Annotated in this window: 21 protein-coding genes; 10 read left to right on the top strand and 11 right to left on the bottom strand. The window is 71.8% G+C overall.

The features are described from left to right. Nucleotides 1-839: NTP transferase domain-containing protein (locus tag GUY59_RS22365; RefSeq protein WP_330849191.1), on the top strand; the 839-nt coding region annotated here is incomplete at its 5' end. A 302-nt stretch (nucleotides 840-1,141) separates the two neighbouring features. Here the strand turns inward: GUY59_RS22365 and GUY59_RS22360 are convergent. Then, the gene (locus GUY59_RS22360) at nucleotides 1,142-1,456 is read right to left on the bottom strand and encodes a DUF3099 domain-containing protein (RefSeq protein WP_138199215.1); all 315 of its coding nucleotides are present in this window, start codon (nucleotides 1,454-1,456) and stop codon (nucleotides 1,142-1,144) included. A 99-nt stretch (nucleotides 1,457-1,555) separates the two neighbouring features. Between GUY59_RS22360 and GUY59_RS22355 the strand changes: the two genes are divergently transcribed. Then, on the top strand, nucleotides 1,556-1,768 hold the full coding sequence (locus GUY59_RS22355) for a dodecin (protein WP_132335612.1): 213 nt from the start codon (nucleotides 1,556-1,558) through the stop codon (nucleotides 1,766-1,768). Nucleotides 1,769-1,799: 31 nt separating this feature from the next. Beyond that, nucleotides 1,800-2,090 carry a hypothetical protein gene (locus GUY59_RS22350; RefSeq protein ID WP_138199214.1) on the top strand — a complete coding sequence of 97 codons (291 nt, stop codon included), beginning with the start codon at nucleotides 1,800-1,802 and terminating at the stop codon, nucleotides 2,088-2,090. A gap of 76 nt (nucleotides 2,091-2,166) precedes the next feature. On the opposite strand, the gene GUY59_RS22345 is transcribed toward GUY59_RS22350, so the two are convergent. Together GUY59_RS22345 and GUY59_RS22340 are read right to left on the bottom strand one after the other, a co-directional pair. Next, complete coding sequence (locus tag GUY59_RS22345) at nucleotides 2,167-3,522, bottom strand: metallopeptidase TldD-related protein (RefSeq protein WP_138199213.1); 1,356 nt, start codon at nucleotides 3,520-3,522, stop codon at nucleotides 2,167-2,169. A gap of 62 nt (nucleotides 3,523-3,584) precedes the next feature. Then, a complete protein-coding gene (locus GUY59_RS22340; protein WP_138199212.1) occupies nucleotides 3,585-5,078 on the bottom strand; it encodes a TldD/PmbA family protein in 1,494 nt (497 codons plus the stop codon). A 77-nt stretch (nucleotides 5,079-5,155) separates the two neighbouring features. Here GUY59_RS22340 and fabG point away from each other — a divergent pair, with 77 nt between their 5' ends. Then, nucleotides 5,156-5,851, top strand: a complete 696-nt coding sequence (fabG, locus tag GUY59_RS22335) for a 3-oxoacyl-ACP reductase FabG (RefSeq protein ID WP_132335618.1) — start codon at nucleotides 5,156-5,158, stop codon at nucleotides 5,849-5,851. Nucleotide 5,852: 1 nt separating this feature from the next. Next, the gene (gene fabI, locus GUY59_RS22330; RefSeq protein ID WP_138199211.1) at nucleotides 5,853-6,617 is read left to right on the top strand and encodes an enoyl-ACP reductase FabI; all 765 of its coding nucleotides are present in this window, start codon (nucleotides 5,853-5,855) and stop codon (nucleotides 6,615-6,617) included. Between the two features lie 83 nt (nucleotides 6,618-6,700). Here fabI and GUY59_RS22325 read toward each other — a convergent pair whose 3' ends face one another. Together GUY59_RS22325 and GUY59_RS22320 are read right to left on the bottom strand one after the other, a co-directional pair. After that, a complete protein-coding gene (locus GUY59_RS22325; protein ID WP_138199210.1) occupies nucleotides 6,701-7,525 on the bottom strand; it encodes a hypothetical protein in 825 nt (274 codons plus the stop codon). A 127-nt stretch (nucleotides 7,526-7,652) separates the two neighbouring features. Next, nucleotides 7,653-8,600 carry an aldo/keto reductase gene (locus GUY59_RS22320; protein WP_132335624.1) on the bottom strand — a complete coding sequence of 316 codons (948 nt, stop codon included), beginning with the start codon at nucleotides 8,598-8,600 and terminating at the stop codon, nucleotides 7,653-7,655. A gap of 202 nt (nucleotides 8,601-8,802) precedes the next feature. Between GUY59_RS22320 and GUY59_RS22315 the strand changes: the two genes are divergently transcribed. Genes GUY59_RS22315 through mshC form a run of 5 tightly spaced genes read left to right on the top strand, consistent with a single transcriptional unit; the run spans nucleotide 8,803 to nucleotide 12,739 of the window. After that, nucleotides 8,803-9,489 carry an MSMEG_4193 family putative phosphomutase gene (locus tag GUY59_RS22315; RefSeq protein ID WP_132335663.1) on the top strand — a complete coding sequence of 229 codons (687 nt, stop codon included), beginning with the start codon at nucleotides 8,803-8,805 and terminating at the stop codon, nucleotides 9,487-9,489. Between the two features lie 9 nt (nucleotides 9,490-9,498). After that, nucleotides 9,499-10,047, top strand: a complete 549-nt coding sequence (locus GUY59_RS22310; RefSeq protein WP_132335626.1) for a DUF3090 domain-containing protein — start codon at nucleotides 9,499-9,501, stop codon at nucleotides 10,045-10,047. Then, entirely contained in the window at nucleotides 10,044-10,805 is a 762-nt protein-coding gene (locus GUY59_RS22305; RefSeq protein ID WP_132335628.1) for an SCO1664 family protein, read from the top strand. Before GUY59_RS22310 ends, GUY59_RS22305 begins: the two co-directional genes overlap by 4 nt. Nucleotides 10,806-10,854: 49 nt before the next feature. Next, a complete protein-coding gene (locus tag GUY59_RS22300) occupies nucleotides 10,855-11,505 on the top strand; it encodes an NRDE family protein (RefSeq protein ID WP_138199209.1) in 651 nt (216 codons plus the stop codon). A 10-nt stretch (nucleotides 11,506-11,515) separates the two neighbouring features. Beyond that, nucleotides 11,516-12,739 (top strand): cysteine--1-D-myo-inosityl 2-amino-2-deoxy-alpha-D-glucopyranoside ligase, encoded by a 1,224-nt coding sequence (mshC, locus tag GUY59_RS22295; RefSeq protein ID WP_138199208.1) that lies wholly within the window; start codon nucleotides 11,516-11,518, stop codon nucleotides 12,737-12,739. 82 nt (nucleotides 12,740-12,821) lie between these two features. Here the strand turns inward: mshC and GUY59_RS22290 are convergent, their stop codons facing one another. Genes GUY59_RS22290 through GUY59_RS22265 form a run of 6 tightly spaced genes read right to left on the bottom strand, consistent with a single transcriptional unit; the run spans nucleotide 12,822 to nucleotide 17,751 of the window. After that, nucleotides 12,822-13,361, bottom strand: coding sequence for a cysteine hydrolase family protein (locus GUY59_RS22290; protein WP_138199207.1), 540 nt, complete (start codon nucleotides 13,359-13,361; stop codon nucleotides 12,822-12,824). A 2-nt stretch (nucleotides 13,362-13,363) separates the two neighbouring features. Further along, nucleotides 13,364-14,326, bottom strand: coding sequence for a UDP-glucuronic acid decarboxylase family protein (locus GUY59_RS22285; RefSeq protein ID WP_138199206.1), 963 nt, complete (start codon nucleotides 14,324-14,326; stop codon nucleotides 13,364-13,366). Further along, nucleotides 14,323-15,210 (bottom strand): glycosyltransferase family 9 protein, encoded by an 888-nt coding sequence (locus GUY59_RS22280; RefSeq protein WP_138199205.1) that lies wholly within the window; start codon nucleotides 15,208-15,210, stop codon nucleotides 14,323-14,325. The genes GUY59_RS22285 and GUY59_RS22280 overlap by 4 nt, the downstream gene beginning before the upstream one ends. Beyond that, nucleotides 15,201-15,875, bottom strand: coding sequence for an SDR family oxidoreductase (locus GUY59_RS22275; protein WP_138199204.1), 675 nt, complete (start codon nucleotides 15,873-15,875; stop codon nucleotides 15,201-15,203). The genes GUY59_RS22280 and GUY59_RS22275 overlap by 10 nt, the downstream gene beginning before the upstream one ends. Continuing rightward, nucleotides 15,872-17,206, bottom strand: a complete 1,335-nt coding sequence (locus GUY59_RS22270) for a PfkB family carbohydrate kinase (protein WP_132335642.1) — start codon at nucleotides 17,204-17,206, stop codon at nucleotides 15,872-15,874. The genes GUY59_RS22275 and GUY59_RS22270 overlap by 4 nt, the downstream gene beginning before the upstream one ends. Further along, nucleotides 17,203-17,751, bottom strand: a complete 549-nt coding sequence (locus tag GUY59_RS22265) for a D-sedoheptulose-7-phosphate isomerase (protein WP_138199203.1) — start codon at nucleotides 17,749-17,751, stop codon at nucleotides 17,203-17,205. The genes GUY59_RS22270 and GUY59_RS22265 overlap by 4 nt, the downstream gene beginning before the upstream one ends. Nucleotide 17,752: the final 1 nt, after the last annotated feature.

The following is a 17,752-nucleotide window of genomic DNA, read 5'->3' as shown; positions in this document are numbered from 1 at the left end:
GTGGTGAGGTGGGTGAGGGCGCGACGGTTCGGAGCTGGGGTGAGGGTGTGGAGTTCGACGCGGTGATCCTGGCCGGGGGAGCGGCGCGCAGGCTGGGCGGGGCGGACAAGCCCGGCCTGACCGTGGGCGGGCGAACCCTGGTCGAGCACGTGGTCGCGGCCGTCGCGGGCGCCGGGAAGGCGATCGTGGCAGGCCCGGAACGCCCGATCCCCGGTGTGGTGTTCGTCAGGGAGGATCCCCCGCGCGGCGGCCCCGTGCCCGCGCTCGCCGCCGGCCTGAGCGAGGTGAGCGCCCCGTGGGTGGTGCTGCTCGCCGGTGATCTGCCGTTCATGACGGCGGCCCATGTGAGCGCCATGCTGCGGGCCGCCGAGCGGGCGGGCGGGGTCGTGCTGGTGGACGACGGCGGGCGCGAGCAGTGGCTGGCCGGCGTGTGGCCGGCCGCCGAGCTGAAGGCGGCGCTCGCCGGCTATGGGGGACGCTCGCTCAAGGGCCTGCTCGGCCCGCTCGTCGCCGTGCGCCTGGCGCTGCGCGGGCGGCCCTGGTTCGACTGCGACACAATGGACGATCTGGAGGAGGCTCGTATGAATGTGCTCAACGAATGGACCGCGCTGGCCTGCAAGGAACTCGGGATCGACCCGGCCACCGTGGACCGCGACCTGATTCTCGACCTGACCAAGGAGGTCGCTCACGGCGTCGCCAGGCCGGCCGCGCCCCTGACCGCCTATCTGCTCGGGCTCGCCCAGGGCGCCGGCACCGCACCCGAGGACGCTGTGGCCAAACTGACCACATTGGCGAAAAACTGGTCGAAGGCGACCACCGAGACGTTGACGGACGACTGACACTCGAACGAACTGTTGACGTCAATCTCCTGCCCCGCCTGAAAGGTTCCTGTGAAATCTGGGGCAGGAGGGGTGTAAACGATTTCGGGAAAGCAGTCCTACCCGACTCGCCAGGCGGCGTCGCACTGATCAAAAACTTTCGGAAAGGGGCGACGCCGGGTGGTTACGGGGGCAAACCACCCGGCGTCGCTTCATCGGCGTTCCGACGGGGGCCCGGAACGCCGGCACCAGCACTCCGACGGGGGACCGGAGCGCTTGGCTAAAGCGTACACCTACAACCCATGGGATGCGTCAAGACTTAGTCACGACCCGATCTCGCGTCGATGCAGCGGTATCTCGGTTTGGTTAGCTTCCGGCGACTGAAAGGTAGGAGGCGGGGGAGCCTGGCCCCTCTCATTGGCCCCGATTACGGCTATGTATGGCAAAAAGATGGCCCCGGCGATGAACAGCAGCCGGTACGGCCACGGCACCGGCACCACGACCGCCAGGATCAGGCAGATCGTCCGGATGCCCATCTTGATGAGGTAGCTGATCTCACGTTTGCGGATGTCCGCGGTCAGCGACGGTCTGGCGTCGGTGACCGCGTGGACGTCCGGCTTCTTGCGCCACCCCTTCATACCTTCCACGGTAGACCTCGGATGAGCAGGGCGCGACGGCGCCCCCGGACGTGGGCACAGGTCATGCGATCATGGCCTTCGAGTAAGGAGGACGGGGAGATGACGGACCGTACGTACCGGGTCACCGAGATCGTCGGCACCTCGGGGGAGAGCGTCGACCAGGCGATCCGCAACGGCCTCAGGAGGGCCTCGCAGACGCTGCGCCACCTCGACTGGTTCGAGGTGACCGAGATCCGCGGCCACCTCGAGGCGGGCGAGGTGGCGCACTTCCAGGTCGGCATGAAGGTGGGCTTCCGCCTGGAAGACGCCTGAGCGCCGGACGCCACCCGCTAGATTGGCTCGCGTGAACGGTGAGTTCCGCATCCTGCTCGTGTGCACGGCGAACATCTGCCGTTCCGCCACGCTGCCCGAGTTCGCCGCGCTCGCGACGGGCACGGGCCAGCGCCGCTACCGGTCCGACACCGCGGAGCGCGCGCGGGCGATCGTGGAGTCGGCCGCCGGGCGGCGCGGCCGGCAGCCGGGCCCCGACGTGCGCGATCCCTACGGAGGCCCGCCCGAGGGCTACGACACGTGCGCGAAGACGCTCGGCGAGTCGCTCAGCCACGCGCTGGGCGCCCTGCTGGGCCCGCGCTGAGCCACCCGCCCGCCGCGGCCCGCCCCGGACGGGCGACCCGGACCGGCGCGGGCGCCGACGGGCGCGTCCGCGTGGATCAGCTTGCCTGGCTCACCGTGGACATGTTGAAGTCGGGCACCCGCACCGGCGGCATGACCGTGCGCTGGAAGTAGTCGCCCCACTCCCTCGGCAGTGTGCGTTCGCTCGCGCCCACCTCCGCCAGCCGCCCCAGCAGGTCGACCGGGCTCTCGTTGAAGCGGAAGTTGTTCACCTCTCCCACGATCTCGCCGTGCTCGACGAGGTAGACGCCGTCCCTGGTGAGCCCGGTCAGCAGCAGCGTCTGCGGGTCGACCTCGCGGATGTACCACAGGCACGTGACCAGCAGCCCCCGCCTGGTGGAGGCGATCATCTCGTCCAGCGGCCTGCCGTCGCCGGGGCCCGACATGATCAGGTTGTCGATGCCCGGCGTCACCGGGAGCCCGCTCAGCTCCGCCGAGTATCGGGTCTGCAGCAGCGCGTTCAGGCGGCCGTCGGTGATCCAGCCGGTCGGCCCCAGCGGCAGCCCGTTGTCGAAGACCGAGCTGTCCCTGTCGGAGGCGTGGGCCATCATGAACGGCGCGCACTCGATGCCCGACGCCTCCGGGTCGCTCGACAGGGAGACGGGCAGCGCGGCCAGCTGCTCGCCCACCCGGGCGCCCCCGCCGGGCCTGGCGAACACCGAACGCCCGTCGAGCGCGTCGCGGGCGCCCGACGACCAGTACATGTAGATCATGAGATCGGCCACCGCGCTCGGCGGCAGCAGCGTATCGTAGCGGCCCGCGGGCAGGTCGACCCGCGTCTTGGCCCACTCCAGCCGGCGGGCCAGGGCGGACCCGAGCGTCGCCACGTCGACGTCGGTGAAGTCGGGCGTGGACACGCCGGTCCACGTCGAGCGCTTCATGTCGGCCGACTTGGCGTTGAGCTCCAGCCGCCCGCTCGGCTGGTCGTGCCGCAGCCGCAGGCCCGTGGACGAGCCGAGGAACGTCGTGTTCATCGAGTGTTCCGCGAACCCGTACAGTCTGCCTCCGCCCGCCTCCGCGGCGGCGAACGCGTCGCCGAGCGCGGGCGCCAGCTCCCCGAACACCCCGATGTCGGTCGGGCGTACCGGCTCGCCCCAGCCGGGTGACGAGGGGACGCCCGCCACGAGGTCGCGGGCGTCGTCGGCGGGCCGGGCGTCGCGCGCCGCCGCGTCGGCGGCGGCCACCACGTCGGCGAGCTGGTCCTCGCGTACGGCCGACCGCGACACCACCCCGACGCCCTGCCCCGCGATCGAGATCACGGTCAGCCGCGACGAGCGGGCGACGCCGTTCGTGGTCAGCGTGTTGCCCGCGAACCGCAGGTTGGCCGTGGATCCTTCGTCCACCAGCACCACGCAGCCGTCGTTGCGGGAGAGCTCCAGGGCCCTGTCCACCATGTCCTGAGGGGAGACGGGGCTCCCCACGGACCCGCGCCCGCCGGTCCGTTCGCCGCGCTCGTTCACTTGCCGCCCTCCTGCACCGTGTTGAGGATCCGTACGCCACGGAAGAGCGCCGACGGGCAGCCGTGGCTGACCGGCGCGACCTGCCCCGGCTGGCCCTTGCCGCAGTTGAACGCGCCGCCCAGCACGTAGGTCTGCGGCCCGCCCACGGCCTCCATCGACTGCCAGAAGTCGGTCGTCGTCGCCTGGTAGGCGAAGTCCCTGACCTGCCCTGACAGCTTCCCGTTCGAGATCTTGTACGCCCGCTGCCCCGTGAACTGGAAGTTGTAGCGCTGCATGTCGATCGACCAGCTCTTGTCGCCGACGATGTAGAGGCCCCGCTCGACGCCCGCGATGAGCTCGTCGGTCGAGGGCCCGCCGGGGGCCGGCACCAGCGACACGTTGGCCATGCGCTGGATCGGCATGTGGCCGGGCGAGTCGGCGAACGCGCAGCCGTTGGACCGCCCGAACCCCTTCATCCGCGCCATCCGCCGGTCGAGCTGGTAGCCGACCAGGATGCCGTCCCGCACGATGTCGAAGCTCTGTCCCTGCACGCCCTCGTCGTCGTAGCCGATCGTGGCCAGGCCGTGCGTGACCGTGCGGTCGCCGGTGACGTTCATCAGCGGTGAGCCGTAGACCAGCTCGCCCAACTGGTCGAACGTGGCGAAGCTGGTGCCGGCGTAGGCCGCCTCGTAGCCGAGCGCCCGGTCGAGCTCGGTGGCGTGGCCGATCGACTCGTGGATGGTCAGCCACAGGTTGGACGGGTCGATCACCAGGTCGTAATCTTCGGCCTCGACCGAGGGCGCGGCCAGCTTCTGCGCGAGCAGCTCGGGCAGCCGGTCCAGCTCACCCTGCCAGTCCCAGTGGGCGCCCGTCAGATATTCGTAGCCCCTGCCGGCCGGCGGTGCGAGGGTCGACATGTCGTCGAACCCCTTCTCGGCGGCCTTCATCGCGTTGAGCCTGGGGTGGATCCGCACCCGCTGCTGCGTGGTGACCGTGCCGGCCGTGTCGGCGTAGAACTTCTGCTCCTTGACCTGCAGCAGTCGCGCCGAGACGTGGTCGGCCCTCTTGAGCAGCCCGGCCGACCAGTCGGCCAGCAGGCCCACCTTGTCGGCCGAGGCCACCTCGAACGGGTCGACGTCGTACGCCGAGACCCACACCGTGTCGGCGTGCACCGGCTCCGGCGCCAGCTCGATGGGCTCCCTGTTGATGGGGGCACTCACCTCCGCCACCCGGACCGCCTGCTCGGCCACCACCGCGGCGGCCTCAGGGGTCAGGTGGATGCCGGCGGCGAACCCCCACGTGCCGCCCTTGACGACGCGTACGGCGTAGCCGAGGTCGTCGACGTCCATGGCGCCTTCGAGCCGGGCGTCGTAGAGGCTCAGGGTCTCGGCCCTGACGCGTTCGAGCCGGAAGTCGGCGTGCTCGGCGCCGAGGTCGCGAGCGCGTTGCAGAGCGGCGTCCGCGAGCTGCCGCAACGGCAGCTGCAGGAAGTCGGAATCGATCTGGCGCATGTCCACGATCCTAACCCTGCGATCTTGTGTCTCCCGGACAAGCGCATACCCGCCGGTAGGAGATAGCGTCAGGTGTCATGGCACGCTCTGTACTCGTCACCGGGGGCAACCGCGGCATAGGCCTCGCGATCGCCCGTGAACTCTCCGCGGCGGGCGACGCCGTCGCGGTCACCTACCGATCGGGGGAGCCGCCCGAGGGCCTGTTCGGCGTGCGCTGCGACGTCACCAGCATGGCCGACGTCGAGGCCGCCTTCGACAAGGCGGAGGCCGAGCACGGCCCGGTCGAGGTCGTCGTCTCCAACGCGGGCATCACCAAGGACACCCTGCTGGCGATGATGAAGGAGGACGCCTTCACCGACGTCATCGACGCCAACCTCACCGGCGCCTACCGCGTCGCCAAGCGGGCCATCCGGCCCATGATGCGGCTCAAGCGCGGCAGGATCGTCCTCATCTCCTCGGTCATCGGCATGACCGGCCAGGCCGGGCAGGCCAACTACGCCGCCTCCAAGGCCGGCCTCATCGGCTTCGCCCGTTCCATGGCCCGCGAATACGGCTCGCGCAACATCACGGTCAACGTCGTCTCGCCCGGCTTCGTCGCCACCGACATGACGGCCGACCTCGACCAGGAGCAGATCGTGACGCGCATCCCGCTCGGGCGCCAGGCCGCTCCTGAAGAGATCGCGCGCGTCGTGCGCTTCGTCGCCAGCGACGACGCCTCCTACATCACCGGGGCCGTGATCCCCGTCGACGGCGGACTTGGAATGGGGCACTGACATGGGCATTCTCGAAGGCAAGCGCATCCTCGTGACGGGCGTGCTCACCGATGCCTCGATCGCGTTCAACGTGGCCAAGCTGGCCCAGGAGGAAGGCGCCACAGTGGTGCTCACCGGGTTCGGCCGGCTGAGCCTGGTCGAGCGCATCGCCAAGCGCCTGCCGGCGCCGGCCCCCGTGCTGGAGCTCGACGTCCAGGACACCGAGCACCTTGACACGCTCGCGGCCCGGGTGGGAGAGCACGTCGACGGTCTCGACGGCGTGATCCACTCGATCGCCTTCGCCCCGCAGAGCGCCCTGGGCGGCAACTTCCTCAACACCTCGTGGGACGACGTCGCGACTGCTGTCCAGGTGTCGACGTACTCGTACAAGTCGCTGGCGGTCGCCTGCCTGCCGCTCATGAAGGAGGGCGGCTCCCTCGTCGGCCTCGACTTCGACGCCTCCAAGGCGTGGCCGGTCTACGACTGGATGGGCGTGGCCAAGGCGGGCCTGGAGTCCTGCAACCGCTACCTCGCCCGCGACCTGGGCAAGCACAACATCCGCGTCAATCTGGTGGCGGCCGGCCCGCTGCGCACGATGGCGGCCAGGTCGATCCCGGGCTTCAAGGAGTTCGAGGACAGCTGGCCGGACAAGGCCCCGCTGGGCTGGGACCTGTCCGACACGGGCCCCGCGGCCAGGGCCTGCGTGGCGCTCATGTCCGACTGGTTCCCGGCGACCACGGGCGAGATCGTCCACGTGGACGGCGGCGTCCACGCCATCGGCGGCTAGGCACCGCCTCTCACGAGAGCGGCCAGGGCACCGCCCCGCACGAGAGCCGCCCTCGCCACGGCCGGACGCCGACCGAGCGGTGGTCAGGCCAGGCGGTGGCGGCCGTTGGCGGCGCGGGCCGGCTCGAAGGGGATCGACTCGGCGGGCTCGGTGCGGCTGCGGCGCTGCTGGACGATGCGGGCGGCGAGCACGGCCGATCCCAGCAGGGCGATGGTCAGCGCCGTGCCGAGCACGTCGGAGGCGGGCGGGCTGGGCCGTACGACCCGCTGCTGCTGCATCGGCACGGACAGTTCGTGCGCGAACGGGTTGGGCCACAGCAGGTCGACCCGCGGCTCCTCCGGGTCGGCTCGTTTCTTGTCGGCCAGCCGCCGGCGGGTGTCCATGAGCTGCGGCCGGCTCTCGGGCCTGTGCGTCTTGGACGTGCCCGGCACCACCGAGGAGTCCTTCTGCCCGGCGCGCGGCCGCGCCGGGCGCCTGGCGGGGGACGTGGGCTGCGGCGAGAGGGTGCTGTAGACCTCGCCGTCGGCGCAGGCCGGCCCCCGCGGACACACGCCCTCGGAAGAGTCCCGCTCCTCCTCGCCCCTGGGCGAGGGCGACGGAGAGGGCTCGACCGTCCTGGTGTTCTTGGGCCTGCCGGTCGGTACGGCTCTGCCCACCCTGCCGAGCACCTCGTCGGTGGTCTTGTCGAGGCCGTCGGTCACCTTGCCGGTGACCCCGCCCGTCAGCGTGTCGACCGTGCCGGTCACCGCGCCCACGACATCGCACAGTGTGTTGGTCACCCCTGAGAGGACGCCGCCGCTCCGCGTGCAGTCCTGCGTGGTGGCCGCCGCCGCGGCCGGTGCCGCCACCGGAACGGCCCCAAGCGCCACCGCGAGAACTCCCGCCGAGATCGCGGTCCTGCTCCCCATCCGTCCCCTCCTGCGTTGCCTCAGTGGGAAATCCTGATGGACATCACCGGTGGGACGCAGGCGTTTGGACGGTAAAGTTGCGATTCGGTATCGACTAGTGATACACGAGAGAGTCTCTCGTTCCCGGTCAGTCGAGTGACGACACGTCATCGAGGGCCTCTCGGATCTCTATGGGCAGCACCACGTCTTCGGCGGGCAGGATGCCCTTGAGCTGCGCGTGCGTACGCGCTCCGACGATGGCCGAGGCGACGCCCGTCTGGTCGCGCACCCATGACAGCGCCACCGCCAGGGGCGAGACGCCCAGCCCGTCGGCGGCGGTCATGACCGATTCGACCACGCGCCGGCTGCGCTCGTCGAGGTAGGGGCGGACGAAGTCGGCGAAGTGGGGGGTGGCGGCGCGAGAGTCGCCGGGGACACCGGTGCGGTATTTCCCCGTCAGCACCCCCCGCCCCAGCGGGGACCAGGCCAGCACGCCCACGCCGAGGCTGGTGGCGGCGGGCAGCAGCTCGCGCTCGGGCTGGCGGGCCAGCAGGGAGTATTCGGCCTGCGCGGAGGTGATCGGGACGCGGCCGGGGACCGTCTTCTGGGTGACCGCGGCGGCGGCCAGTTGCCAGCCGGCGTAGTCGCAGACGCCGGCGTAGACGGCGCGGCCGGAGGAGACGATCGCGTCGAGCGCGGCCAGCGTCTCCTCCAGCGGCACCTCCGCGTCGTAGGTGTGCAGCTGCCACAGGTCGACGTAGTCGAGCCCGAGCCGGTTGAGCGAGTCGTCGACGGCGGCGATCAGGTGGCGCCTGGAGGCGTCACGGGGGCGCCGGCCCGTGGGGGTGACCACGGCCTTCGTGGAGATCACCAGCTCGGAGCGCGGCACGGAGTCGCGCAGCATGCGCCCCAGCAGCCGTTCGGAGTCACCGCCGGTGTAGACGTCGGCCGTGTCGACGAGGTTGCCGCCCGCGTCGAGGAACGTGCGGAGCTGGGCGGCCGCCTCGTCCGTGTCGGTGTCACGCCCCCAGGTCATCGTGCCGAGCCCCAGCCTGGACACCGACAGCCCGCTGTGGCCGACATAGCGCTGCTCCATGATCCCGCCAGATTACCAACAACGAACCCGCTCAGCAGGCTGCCGCTCCGCTGTTGTCAGAGGTCAGGGCCGTAGGGCGGCCCGCTGCGCGGAAACCTGGCCGGCCGGCCGTCTCCGCCGCCGTTCGTGGCGGGCGGGGAGGGGCGGCGCCGGGCGTTCGGGCGGATGGATCGTTGTGATCGACGCCTGCGACACTGGCAGGGTGACCACGTTGCTTCTCGCCCGGCACGGGCTGACGGATCTCACGGGGCCGGTGCTGGCCGGCCGTACCCCTGGAGTGCATCTGAGCGAGGCGGGCAGGGCGCAGGCCGCGGCGCTCGCCGGGCGCATCGCGGGCGTCGAGCTCGACGCGATCGTCTCCAGCCCGCTCGAACGATGCCGTGAGACGGCCCAGGCGGTCGCCGGCGGGCGCGCGGCGGAGGTGGCGATCGACGAGCGGTTCATCGAGTGCGGCTACGGCGAGTGGACGGGGCGGCCGCTGAAGGAGCTCGCCGGCGAGCCGTTGTGGCAGGTGGTCCAGGCGCATCCGAGCGCGGTGACGTTCCCCGGCGGCGAGGCGCTGACGGCCATGCAGCATCGTGCGGTCGCCGCCGTCAGGGAGTGGAACGAACGGGTCGGGGAGAAGGGTGTCTACCTGGTCTGCAGCCACGGCGACGTGATCAAGGCGATCGTCGCGGACGCTCTGGGCCTCCACCTCGATCATTTTCAACGGATAACTGCCGATCCTGCGGCGCTCACCGTCATTCGCTATGCGCCCCTGCGTCCCTTTGTTCTCAGGCTTAACGATATGGGGCAATTGAGGCTGCCCGAGGATTCGGAGGAGAAAGACGGGGGAGAAAACATCACCGGGAGCGATGCCGCCGTCGGCGGCGGACCCGGAACCACGTAAGGTCAGGCTATGCCGGTCTTCGACTACGACCCACCAGAGAGGTTCGTCGCCGGTGCCTTGGGGCAGCCGGGCGCACGGGTCTTTTTTCTGCAGGCCAGGGCCGAGGGCAGACTGACCACGGTGGCGCTGGAGAAGTTGCAGGTCGCGGCGCTGGCGGGCAGGCTCGACGAGCTGCTCGACGAGGTGTTGCGCCTCAGCGGCGGCACCGCCCACGTGCCCGCGCTGGCCCCCGCCGACCTGGCCGACGACGCCCCCCTGGACGTGCCGGTCGCGGAGGACTTCCGCGTGGGGACCATGGCGCTCGCCTGGGACTCCGAGAAATCGCAGGTGGTGATCGAGGCGCAGGAAGCCGTCGACGAGGACGACCTCGACGGGCCCGATCCGGCGGTGCTGCGCGTGCGCATCAGTGCCGGAGCAGCCCGTGCCTTCACCCAGCGGGCGCTCCAGATCGTCGCGGCGGGCCGCCCGCCGTGTCCCTTGTGCGGCCAGCCGCTCGACGCCGCCGGCCACGTGTGCGTTCGTCTCAACGGCTACCGCGGGGGTGAGGCGGCTTCATGACCGCTCCTGAGAGCGAACCGGCCGTCAAGTCGCCCCAGCCCCCCCTGCACGAGGAGGAGGCGCACACGCTGCTGCGCGACGGACGCCTGGAGGTGGCCGGCCGCCTGGTCGAGGCGACCAACATGACGCTCTACTGCTCGGTCAAGCTGGGCTCCCGCACGGCGGCCTGCGTCTACAAGCCCGTACGCGGTGAGCGCCCGCTGTGGGACTTCCCCGACGGCACCCTGGCCGCCCGTGAGGTGGCCGCCTACGAGGTGTCGCAGGCGACCGGCTGGCGCATCGTGCCGCCCACCGTCTACCGCGACGGTCCCTTCGGGCCCGGCATGTGCCAGCTCTGGATCGACACCGAGCGCGAGATCGACCTCATGCGGCTGGTCAAGAGCCGCAATCCGGTCGTGCGCCGGATGGCGGTGTTCGACGCCGTGGTCAACAACGCCGACCGCAAGGGCGGTCACCTGCTGCCGCTGCCCACCGGCCACGTCTACGGCGTCGACCACGGCGTCTGCTTCTCCGTCGAGGACAAACTGCGCACGGTGTTGTGGCAGTGGCGCGGCAAGCCGCTGGCCCGCGAGGCGGTGGCGGTGCTGGCCAAGCTGGAGCGCGACCTTGAGTCCGGCGCGCTAGGGCGCAGGCTGCGCGAGCTGCTCACCCCGGCGGAGGTCGAGGCGACCTGGCAGCGGGTCAGGCGGCTGCTCGACACCGGCGTGCACCCCTACCCGCCTGAGGGCTGGCCCGCCATTCCCTGGCCGCCGATCTGACCGACCCCCGGGCGGTACACGTCTTGGGCCGTTTATTACCCTTTGCCCCATGTGCACGCTGATCGTGAGAACCGGGCGGCCGCTGACGCTCATGGGTGTGAGAGACGAGTTCGCCGACCGCCCATGGGAGGGCCCCGGGGAGCACTGGCCCGAATACCCGGGCGTGATCGGCGGGCGCGACCTCAAGGCCGGCGGCACCTGGCTGGCCGTCAATCCGGCGGCCCGCCGCGCCGCCGCTCTGCTGAACGGCCGCGGCCGGGCCGCACAGGAGACCACGAGGATCTCCCGGGGGGACCTCGCGCTGCGGGCCGCGTACGGCGGGGACTTCCCCGACGCCGACCTGACCCGCTACGACCCCTTCCACCTGGTGCTGGCGGACCTGGCGCGGGTGCGGCTGTTCAGCTGGGACGGCGAGCGGCGCACCGAGACCGAGCTGCCCGAGGGCACCGGCATGGTGGTCAACACGGGCCTGGACCCGGGCAGCGAGCGGGTGCGGGAGCACCTGCCCAGATTCGCGGGCACGACCGGCTGGCGCGAGCTGGCCCTGGCGGAGCCGTCCTCCGACCCGGCCGCGCTCATCGTCCGGCACGAGCTGCCCGACGGCCGCGTCTTCGCCTCCCTGTCGGTGATGGAGGTCGCGATCGCGCCCGAAGGCGTGACGTACGAGTTCACCGACCTGACCGCAGATCGGGACGGATAGGCTCGAAGACATGCGATCGTGGTCTGCCCCGAACATCCCCAAGCTCCCTGGTGAGAGCATCCCGCTGCGTCTCCACGACACCTCCGCGAAGCAGGTCAGGCAGACCGATCCGGGGCCGACCGCCAGGATGTACGTCTGCGGCATCACCCCCTACGACGCCACCCACCTCGGCCACGCCAACACTTACCTCGCCTTCGACCTCGTGGGCCGGTTGTGGCGCGACGCGGGCCACGAGGTGCACTACACGCAGAACGCGACCGACGTGGACGATCCGCTGCTGGAGCGCGCCACGCAGACCGGCGTCCCCTGGCGCGACCTGGCCGAGCGCGAGATCGAGTTGTTCCGCGGCGACATGGAGGCGCTGCGGATCGTGCCGCCCCGCGAATATGTCGGCGTGACCGAGGTCGTCGACCAGGTGGCCGGCCTGATCTCACGGCTCGCCGCCAAGGGCGTCACCTACGTCCTCGACGGCGACGTCTACTTCAGCGTGGCCGACGCACCCAAGTTCGGGCAGGTCTCCGGCTACGACGAGCAGGACATGCTGACCTTGTTCGCCGAGCGCGGCGGCGACCCCGACCGGCCGGGCAAACGGAGCCCGCTCGACTGGCTGCTGTGGCGCGCCGAGCGGCCCGGCGAACCCGCCTGGGACTCGCCGCTGGGCAGGGGGCGGCCCGGCTGGCACATCGAGTGCACGGCGATCGCCCTCGACAACCTGGGCGCCGGCTACGACGTGGCCGGCGGCGGCTCCGACCTGATCTTCCCGCACCACGAGTGCGGGGCCTCCGAGGGCCACGCGGCCACGGGGGAGTGGCCGTTCGCCAAGTTCTACACCCACGCCGGCATGGTGGCGTTCGACGGCGAGAAGATGTCGAAGTCGAAGGGCAATCTGGTGTTCGTCTCCAGGCTGCGCGATCGGCACGACCCGATGGCGGTCCGGCTCGTGCTGCTGGCCCACCACTACCGCGCCGACTGGGAGTACGTGCCCGAGCTGATGGCCGAGGCCGAGCGCCGGCTGAAGCTGTGGCGCTCGGCCACGGCGCTGCCGTCGGGGCCGCGCGCGGGGGAGTTGCTGGCCACGGTGCGCGAGTGCCTGGCCGACGACCTCGACGCGCCGGGCGCGCTGGCCGCCGTCGACGCCTGGGCCACCGAGGCGCTGGCCGGCGACGGCCCGGACACCGGTGCGCCGGGCCTGGTCAAGGACCTGGTGGACGCCCTGCTCGGCGTCGAGCTCTGACAGAGCCGGCCGGCGCCCGCCTCTCCTGGAGGTGGGCGGGCGCCGTTTCACCTCCCGAGGAGCGGCGGCTGCGCTTCGGCCGCTAGGTGAGGCAGCCCCTGGCCTGGGTGACCTGGGCCGACATGTTGCGCTCCATCATGCGCAGCGCCGCCAGACCGAGGTCACGGTGGATCGCCGCCACGCAGTCGCGCGGCACCATGATCGAATAGTGCCGGATGTACGCGTCCAGCGCGCTGTACAGGATGCACTGCTCGGTCACCTGGCCCGTCAGGAGCACCGTGTCCGTCCCCCGCTGCCCGAGCATGTATTCCAGCGGCGTGCCGAAGAACGCGCTGTGGCGCACCTTCGGCAGGAACGAGCAGTCCTCCGGGGGCACGAGGGGCTCCACCAGATCCGGCCGGCGGCCGCCGAGCGCCCGCCTCACCAGGTCGTCCCTGGTAGCGGTGAAGTCTCCGTAGTTGTCGTTGACGTAGATCAGGTCCACGTCGTCGCGCTCCCGTGCCCGGCCGATGAGCTCGGCCAGCGGGGGCACGACCGGTTCGACGGCACGCTCCAGCTGCTCGGCGTCGGCGTGCTCATACGGGTTGAGCATGTCGACGACGACCATCGCGGTCCTCGCCATGATCAGACCTGGAGCTGTTCGAGTCGTTCCATCGAAGCCAGCTCGGCGGTGAACCACTCGATCGTGCGCCGCAGCCCCTCGGCCGCCGGCACCTGTGCCTGCCAGCCCAGCCGCTCGGCCGCCAGCGACGTGTCGGGCCGCCTGACCTTCGGATCGTCGGCGGGACGGTCGATGAAGACGATCTCCGACGACGACCCGGTCAGCTCCTTGATCATCGTGGCCAGCTCCAGCATGGTCAGCTCGTCCGGGTTGCCGATGTTGACCGGGCCGGCGAAGTCGCTGCGGGCCATCGCGAGGATGCCGGACACGGTGTCGTCGACGTAACAGACGGAGCGCGTCTGCGAGCCGTCCCCGGTGATCGTGAGCGGCTCGCCCTTCAGAGCCTGCCTGATGAACGTCGGGATCGCCCGGCCGTCGAACGGGCGCATGCGCGGCCCGTAGGTGTTGAAGATGCGCACGATCCCCGTGTCGGTGCCGCGCGAGTGGCGGTAGGCGGTGGTCAGCGACTCGGCGAAGCGCTTGGCCTCGTCGTAGACGCTGCGCGGGCCGACCGGGTTCACGTTGCCCCAGTACGTCTCGCGCTGCGGATGTTCCAGCGGGTCGCCGTACACCTCGCTGGTGGAGGCCAGGACGAACCTGGCGCTCTTCTCCCTGGCCAGCCCGAGCGCGTGCAGGGTGCCGGCGCTGCCCACCCGCAGGGTCTCGATCGGGTAGCGCAGGTAGTCGGCCGGCGAGGCGGCGGAGGCGAAGTGCAGCACGAGGTCCAGCCGGTCGGGTACGTGCACGTACCCGGTCAGGTCGCACTCGATCAGCCGGAACTCCGGCCGGTCCATCAGATGCTCGACGTTGCGCGGCCCGCCGGTCAGGAAGCTGTCCATGCAGACCACCTCCGCATCCTCGTCCAGCAGCCGTTCGCACAGGTAGGAGCCGAGGAAGCCGGCGCCCCCGGTGACCAGAGCCCTCATGACGTGACCTCCAAGGCAGCGTCGACGACTTCGGAAACTTCGATCTTCAGCAGGCCGGGATCCGGCCGTTCGCCGTGCGGATCCCCGTTCCGCCCGGCCCACAACGCGATGTGACGCCAGCCGGGCGGTGGCCCCCACAGGGTGGGGGAGACCGGCCCGAACAGCACCACCGATGGGACGCAGAACGCCGTCGCCAGGTGCGCGACCCCGGTGTCGCCACAGACCACCAGCCGGGACCCGCTCACCAGGTCGACCAGGTCGGTCATGGTGGTCCGCCCGGCCAGCACCCGCCCGGACGGCAGCCCCGCCAGCTCGGCGACCCTCCTCGCCAGCGGCGTCTCCTCGGCGTTCCCCGTGACGACCACGTCGTCCAGCGCGGCGGCGACCTCCGCGAAACGTTCGGGAGGCCAGCGCCGGGCGGGACAGGCGGCGCCCGGATGCACGATCGCGGGCCCCGTACGGTCGGAGACGCCGAGCGTCAGGTCGGCGGGGTCGGCCTCGATGCCGTGCCACTCCAGCAGCCCGCACCAGCGCCGCACCTCGTGCACACCCTCCGGGTACGGCGGGCCGGTGCCGAAGCTGATCAGCCGGCCGGGATCGGTGGCCCGCAGCGCCTCGATGCTCTGCGGACCCTTGCCGTGCAGGTTCACCGCGATGTCGGGGCGCTCGAACGGCACGTCCCCCATGGGGATCGGCCCAGGTCCCGACACGTCCACCTGGTCGTCCACCGCCCCGGTCAGCGGCGGCAGGGCGTCCAGCGCCCGCGGCGCCGCCAGCGTGATCCGGTGCCGGGGGAACGCCTGCCGCAACGCCCGCAGCGCGGGCACGGCCGTGAGCAGGTCGCCCAGGCCGAGCCCGCGGAGCACCAGGAGGTCTAGGGCCATGACGTCTCCGTGGAAGGGCAGACGACGAGCTCTCTCACCTCGCATCCGGCCGGCTGCCGCAGCGCGAACACGATGGACTGGGCGACGTGGGCCGGATCGTTCAGTCCGGCCTCCGGGCCCGGCTTGTACTGCTCGGGACGGCCGTCGAAGAAGCCCGTGCGCATGCCGCCGGGGATCAGCAGGGTCACCCCCACCTCGCCGCGCAGCTCGGTCGCCAGCGCCCTGGTGAAGCCGACCACGCCGAACTTCGACGCCGAGTACGCCGAGGCGTCGCTCAGCGGCCGCAGGCCCAGCGTCGACGCGCAGGTGACGACCGTGCCGCGGGTGTGCTTGAGGTACGGCAGCGCCGCCCGTACGACGGAGGCCGTGCCGAGGAGGTTCACCCGGATCACCCGCTCCCAGTCATCGGCGGGCACGTCCTCCAGGCGGCCGCACGCGTCGATGCCGGCGGCGGTCACCACGCCGTCCAGGCCGCCCGCCCGCTCGGCCAGCTCGCGTACGGCGCGTTCGGCCTCCCCGCGGTCGGCCAGGTCGGCCGTACTGTGCTCGAATCGCTGGTCGGGTGCCCGGACGTCGACGACCAGCGCCCGCCAGCCCTCCTTCTCCACGGCCTCGGCGGTGGCCAGCCCAAGCCCGGAGGCTCCCCCGGTGATGAGAATGTTCACTGGATCTCCTTGATCAGATTGGTGGTCGAACGTCCCGGCAGGGTGCTCAGCACGACGGTCTCCGCGCCGAGCCTGCCGAGGACCTCGGATTCGGGCAGGACCTCCCCCTCGTAGTCGCCGCCCTTGACCCACACGTCGGGTCGCAGCCGCTCGATGGCGGCCGCCGGGGTGTCCTCGTCGAACACCAGCACGGCGTCCACGCAGCTGAGCGCCCTGAGCACCTCGACCCGGTCGCGCGCGTCCACGACGGGCCTGGGCGGGCCCTTCAGCCGGCGTACCGAGTCGTCGGAGTTGACGCAGACGACGAGCGCGTCGCCGAGGGCCCTGGCCCGCCGCAGCAGGCTCACGTGGCCCGCGTGCAGCAGGTCGAAGCAGCCGCCCGTGGCGATCAGCCGGCCGCCCTGCGCGCGGGTCAGCTCGGCCACCTCCAGCGCCGTGCGAGGCCGGTCGCCGAGCCGCTGCTCCCGCACCTTGACGGTGGCCGCGCCGCCGCGCTCGACGAAGCGCGAGGCCTCGCCGACGCCGATCGTCACCGCGTCCTGCACGTCGGTGCCGTCACGCAGCGCGAGCGCGGCGGCGGCGGCGAACCGGTCGCCCGCCCCGCACGCGTCCTGCCCGGCGGCTCGCACCGGCGGCGGCACCGTCGTCAGCGGGCCGCCCTCGACGGCCAGCGCGGCGCCCCGCTCGCCCGTCGTGACGGCCACCGCCCTGGCCTGCATGGCGCGGACCAGGCGGCGCGCCGCCTGGTCGGGCCCGTGATAGCCGTCGGGGCACAGCAGCCGCGCCTCGGCCTCGCTCGGAGTCACCAGCGCGCAGCCGGGCATGGGACGTTCGCCGCGGGGATGCGGGTCCCACACCACCGGCACGGAGACGTCGTGCAGCAGCCCGCGGGCCATCCTCGCCACACCCCTGCCATAGTCGGACACCAGCACCGCGCCCGCCCGCAGGATCGCCTGCGCCGCCTCCTCGCTGGGGGCGTACCTGGCGGCGCCGTCGCCGGTGTCCAGCCTGACCAGCGTCTGTCCCTTCGACCTGATCCTTGTCTTCCGGACGGTGCCGCCGCGCAGCGGCAGGCGTACCAGGTCGAGCTCCTCGGACAGCAGCCCGCACAGGCGGTGGCCGTCGGGGTCGTCGCCCATCGCGGTGATCAGCACGACGTCGGCGCCGTCGCGGGCGGCCAGCAGCGCCGCCAGGCCCGCCCCGCCGGGGCGGGCCTGCTCGGCGGCCACGTCCACCACGGGGACCGGCGCGTCAGGGCAGAGCCGCTCCGCGTCGCCCTCGACGTCCACGTCCAGCAGCGAGTCGCCGATGACGACGAGCGGCCCCCTCACAGCGCCTCCTCCACCGCGTCGCACAACAGGTGGATCAGGGCGAGGTGCACCTCCTGTGCGGTGGCCGTCTCCTCCGCGGGCACCGCGACCGCCTCGTCGCACAGGATGGCCAGCGGGTTCGGCGCGGGGCCCGTCATGGCCCAGGCGACGATCCCGCACTCCTGCGCCGCCTCGGCCGCGGCCAGCACGTTGGGACTGCGGCCGCTGGTGGACAGGCAGATCAGCACGTCGCCCGCGCGGCCGTGCGCCAGCACCTGGCGGGCGTAGACCTCCTCGTGCCCGAAGTCGTTCGCGATCGCCGTCACCGCCGAGCCGTCGGCGTGCAGCGGGATCGCCGCGTACGGCCGCCGGTCGTGCCGGAACCTTCCTACCAGCTCGGCCGTCAGGTGCTGGGCCTCGGCCGCCGAGCCGCCGTTGCCGCAGGCCAGCAGCCTGCCTCCCGCGGACAGCACGCCGGCCAGCTTCCCACCCCAGGCCCGGACGGTGACCGCGTGGTCATCGACCTTCTCCAGCGTGTTCCACAACTTCTCCAGATGAGCATCCATG

It is taken from the genome of Nonomuraea sp. K271 (assembly GCF_009908215.1).
Taxonomy (GTDB): Bacteria; Actinomycetota; Actinomycetes; order Streptosporangiales; family Streptosporangiaceae; genus Nonomuraea; species Nonomuraea longispora.
Note: the sequence above shows the minus strand (reverse complement) of the source record. Positions and strands in the feature narration are given on the sequence as shown.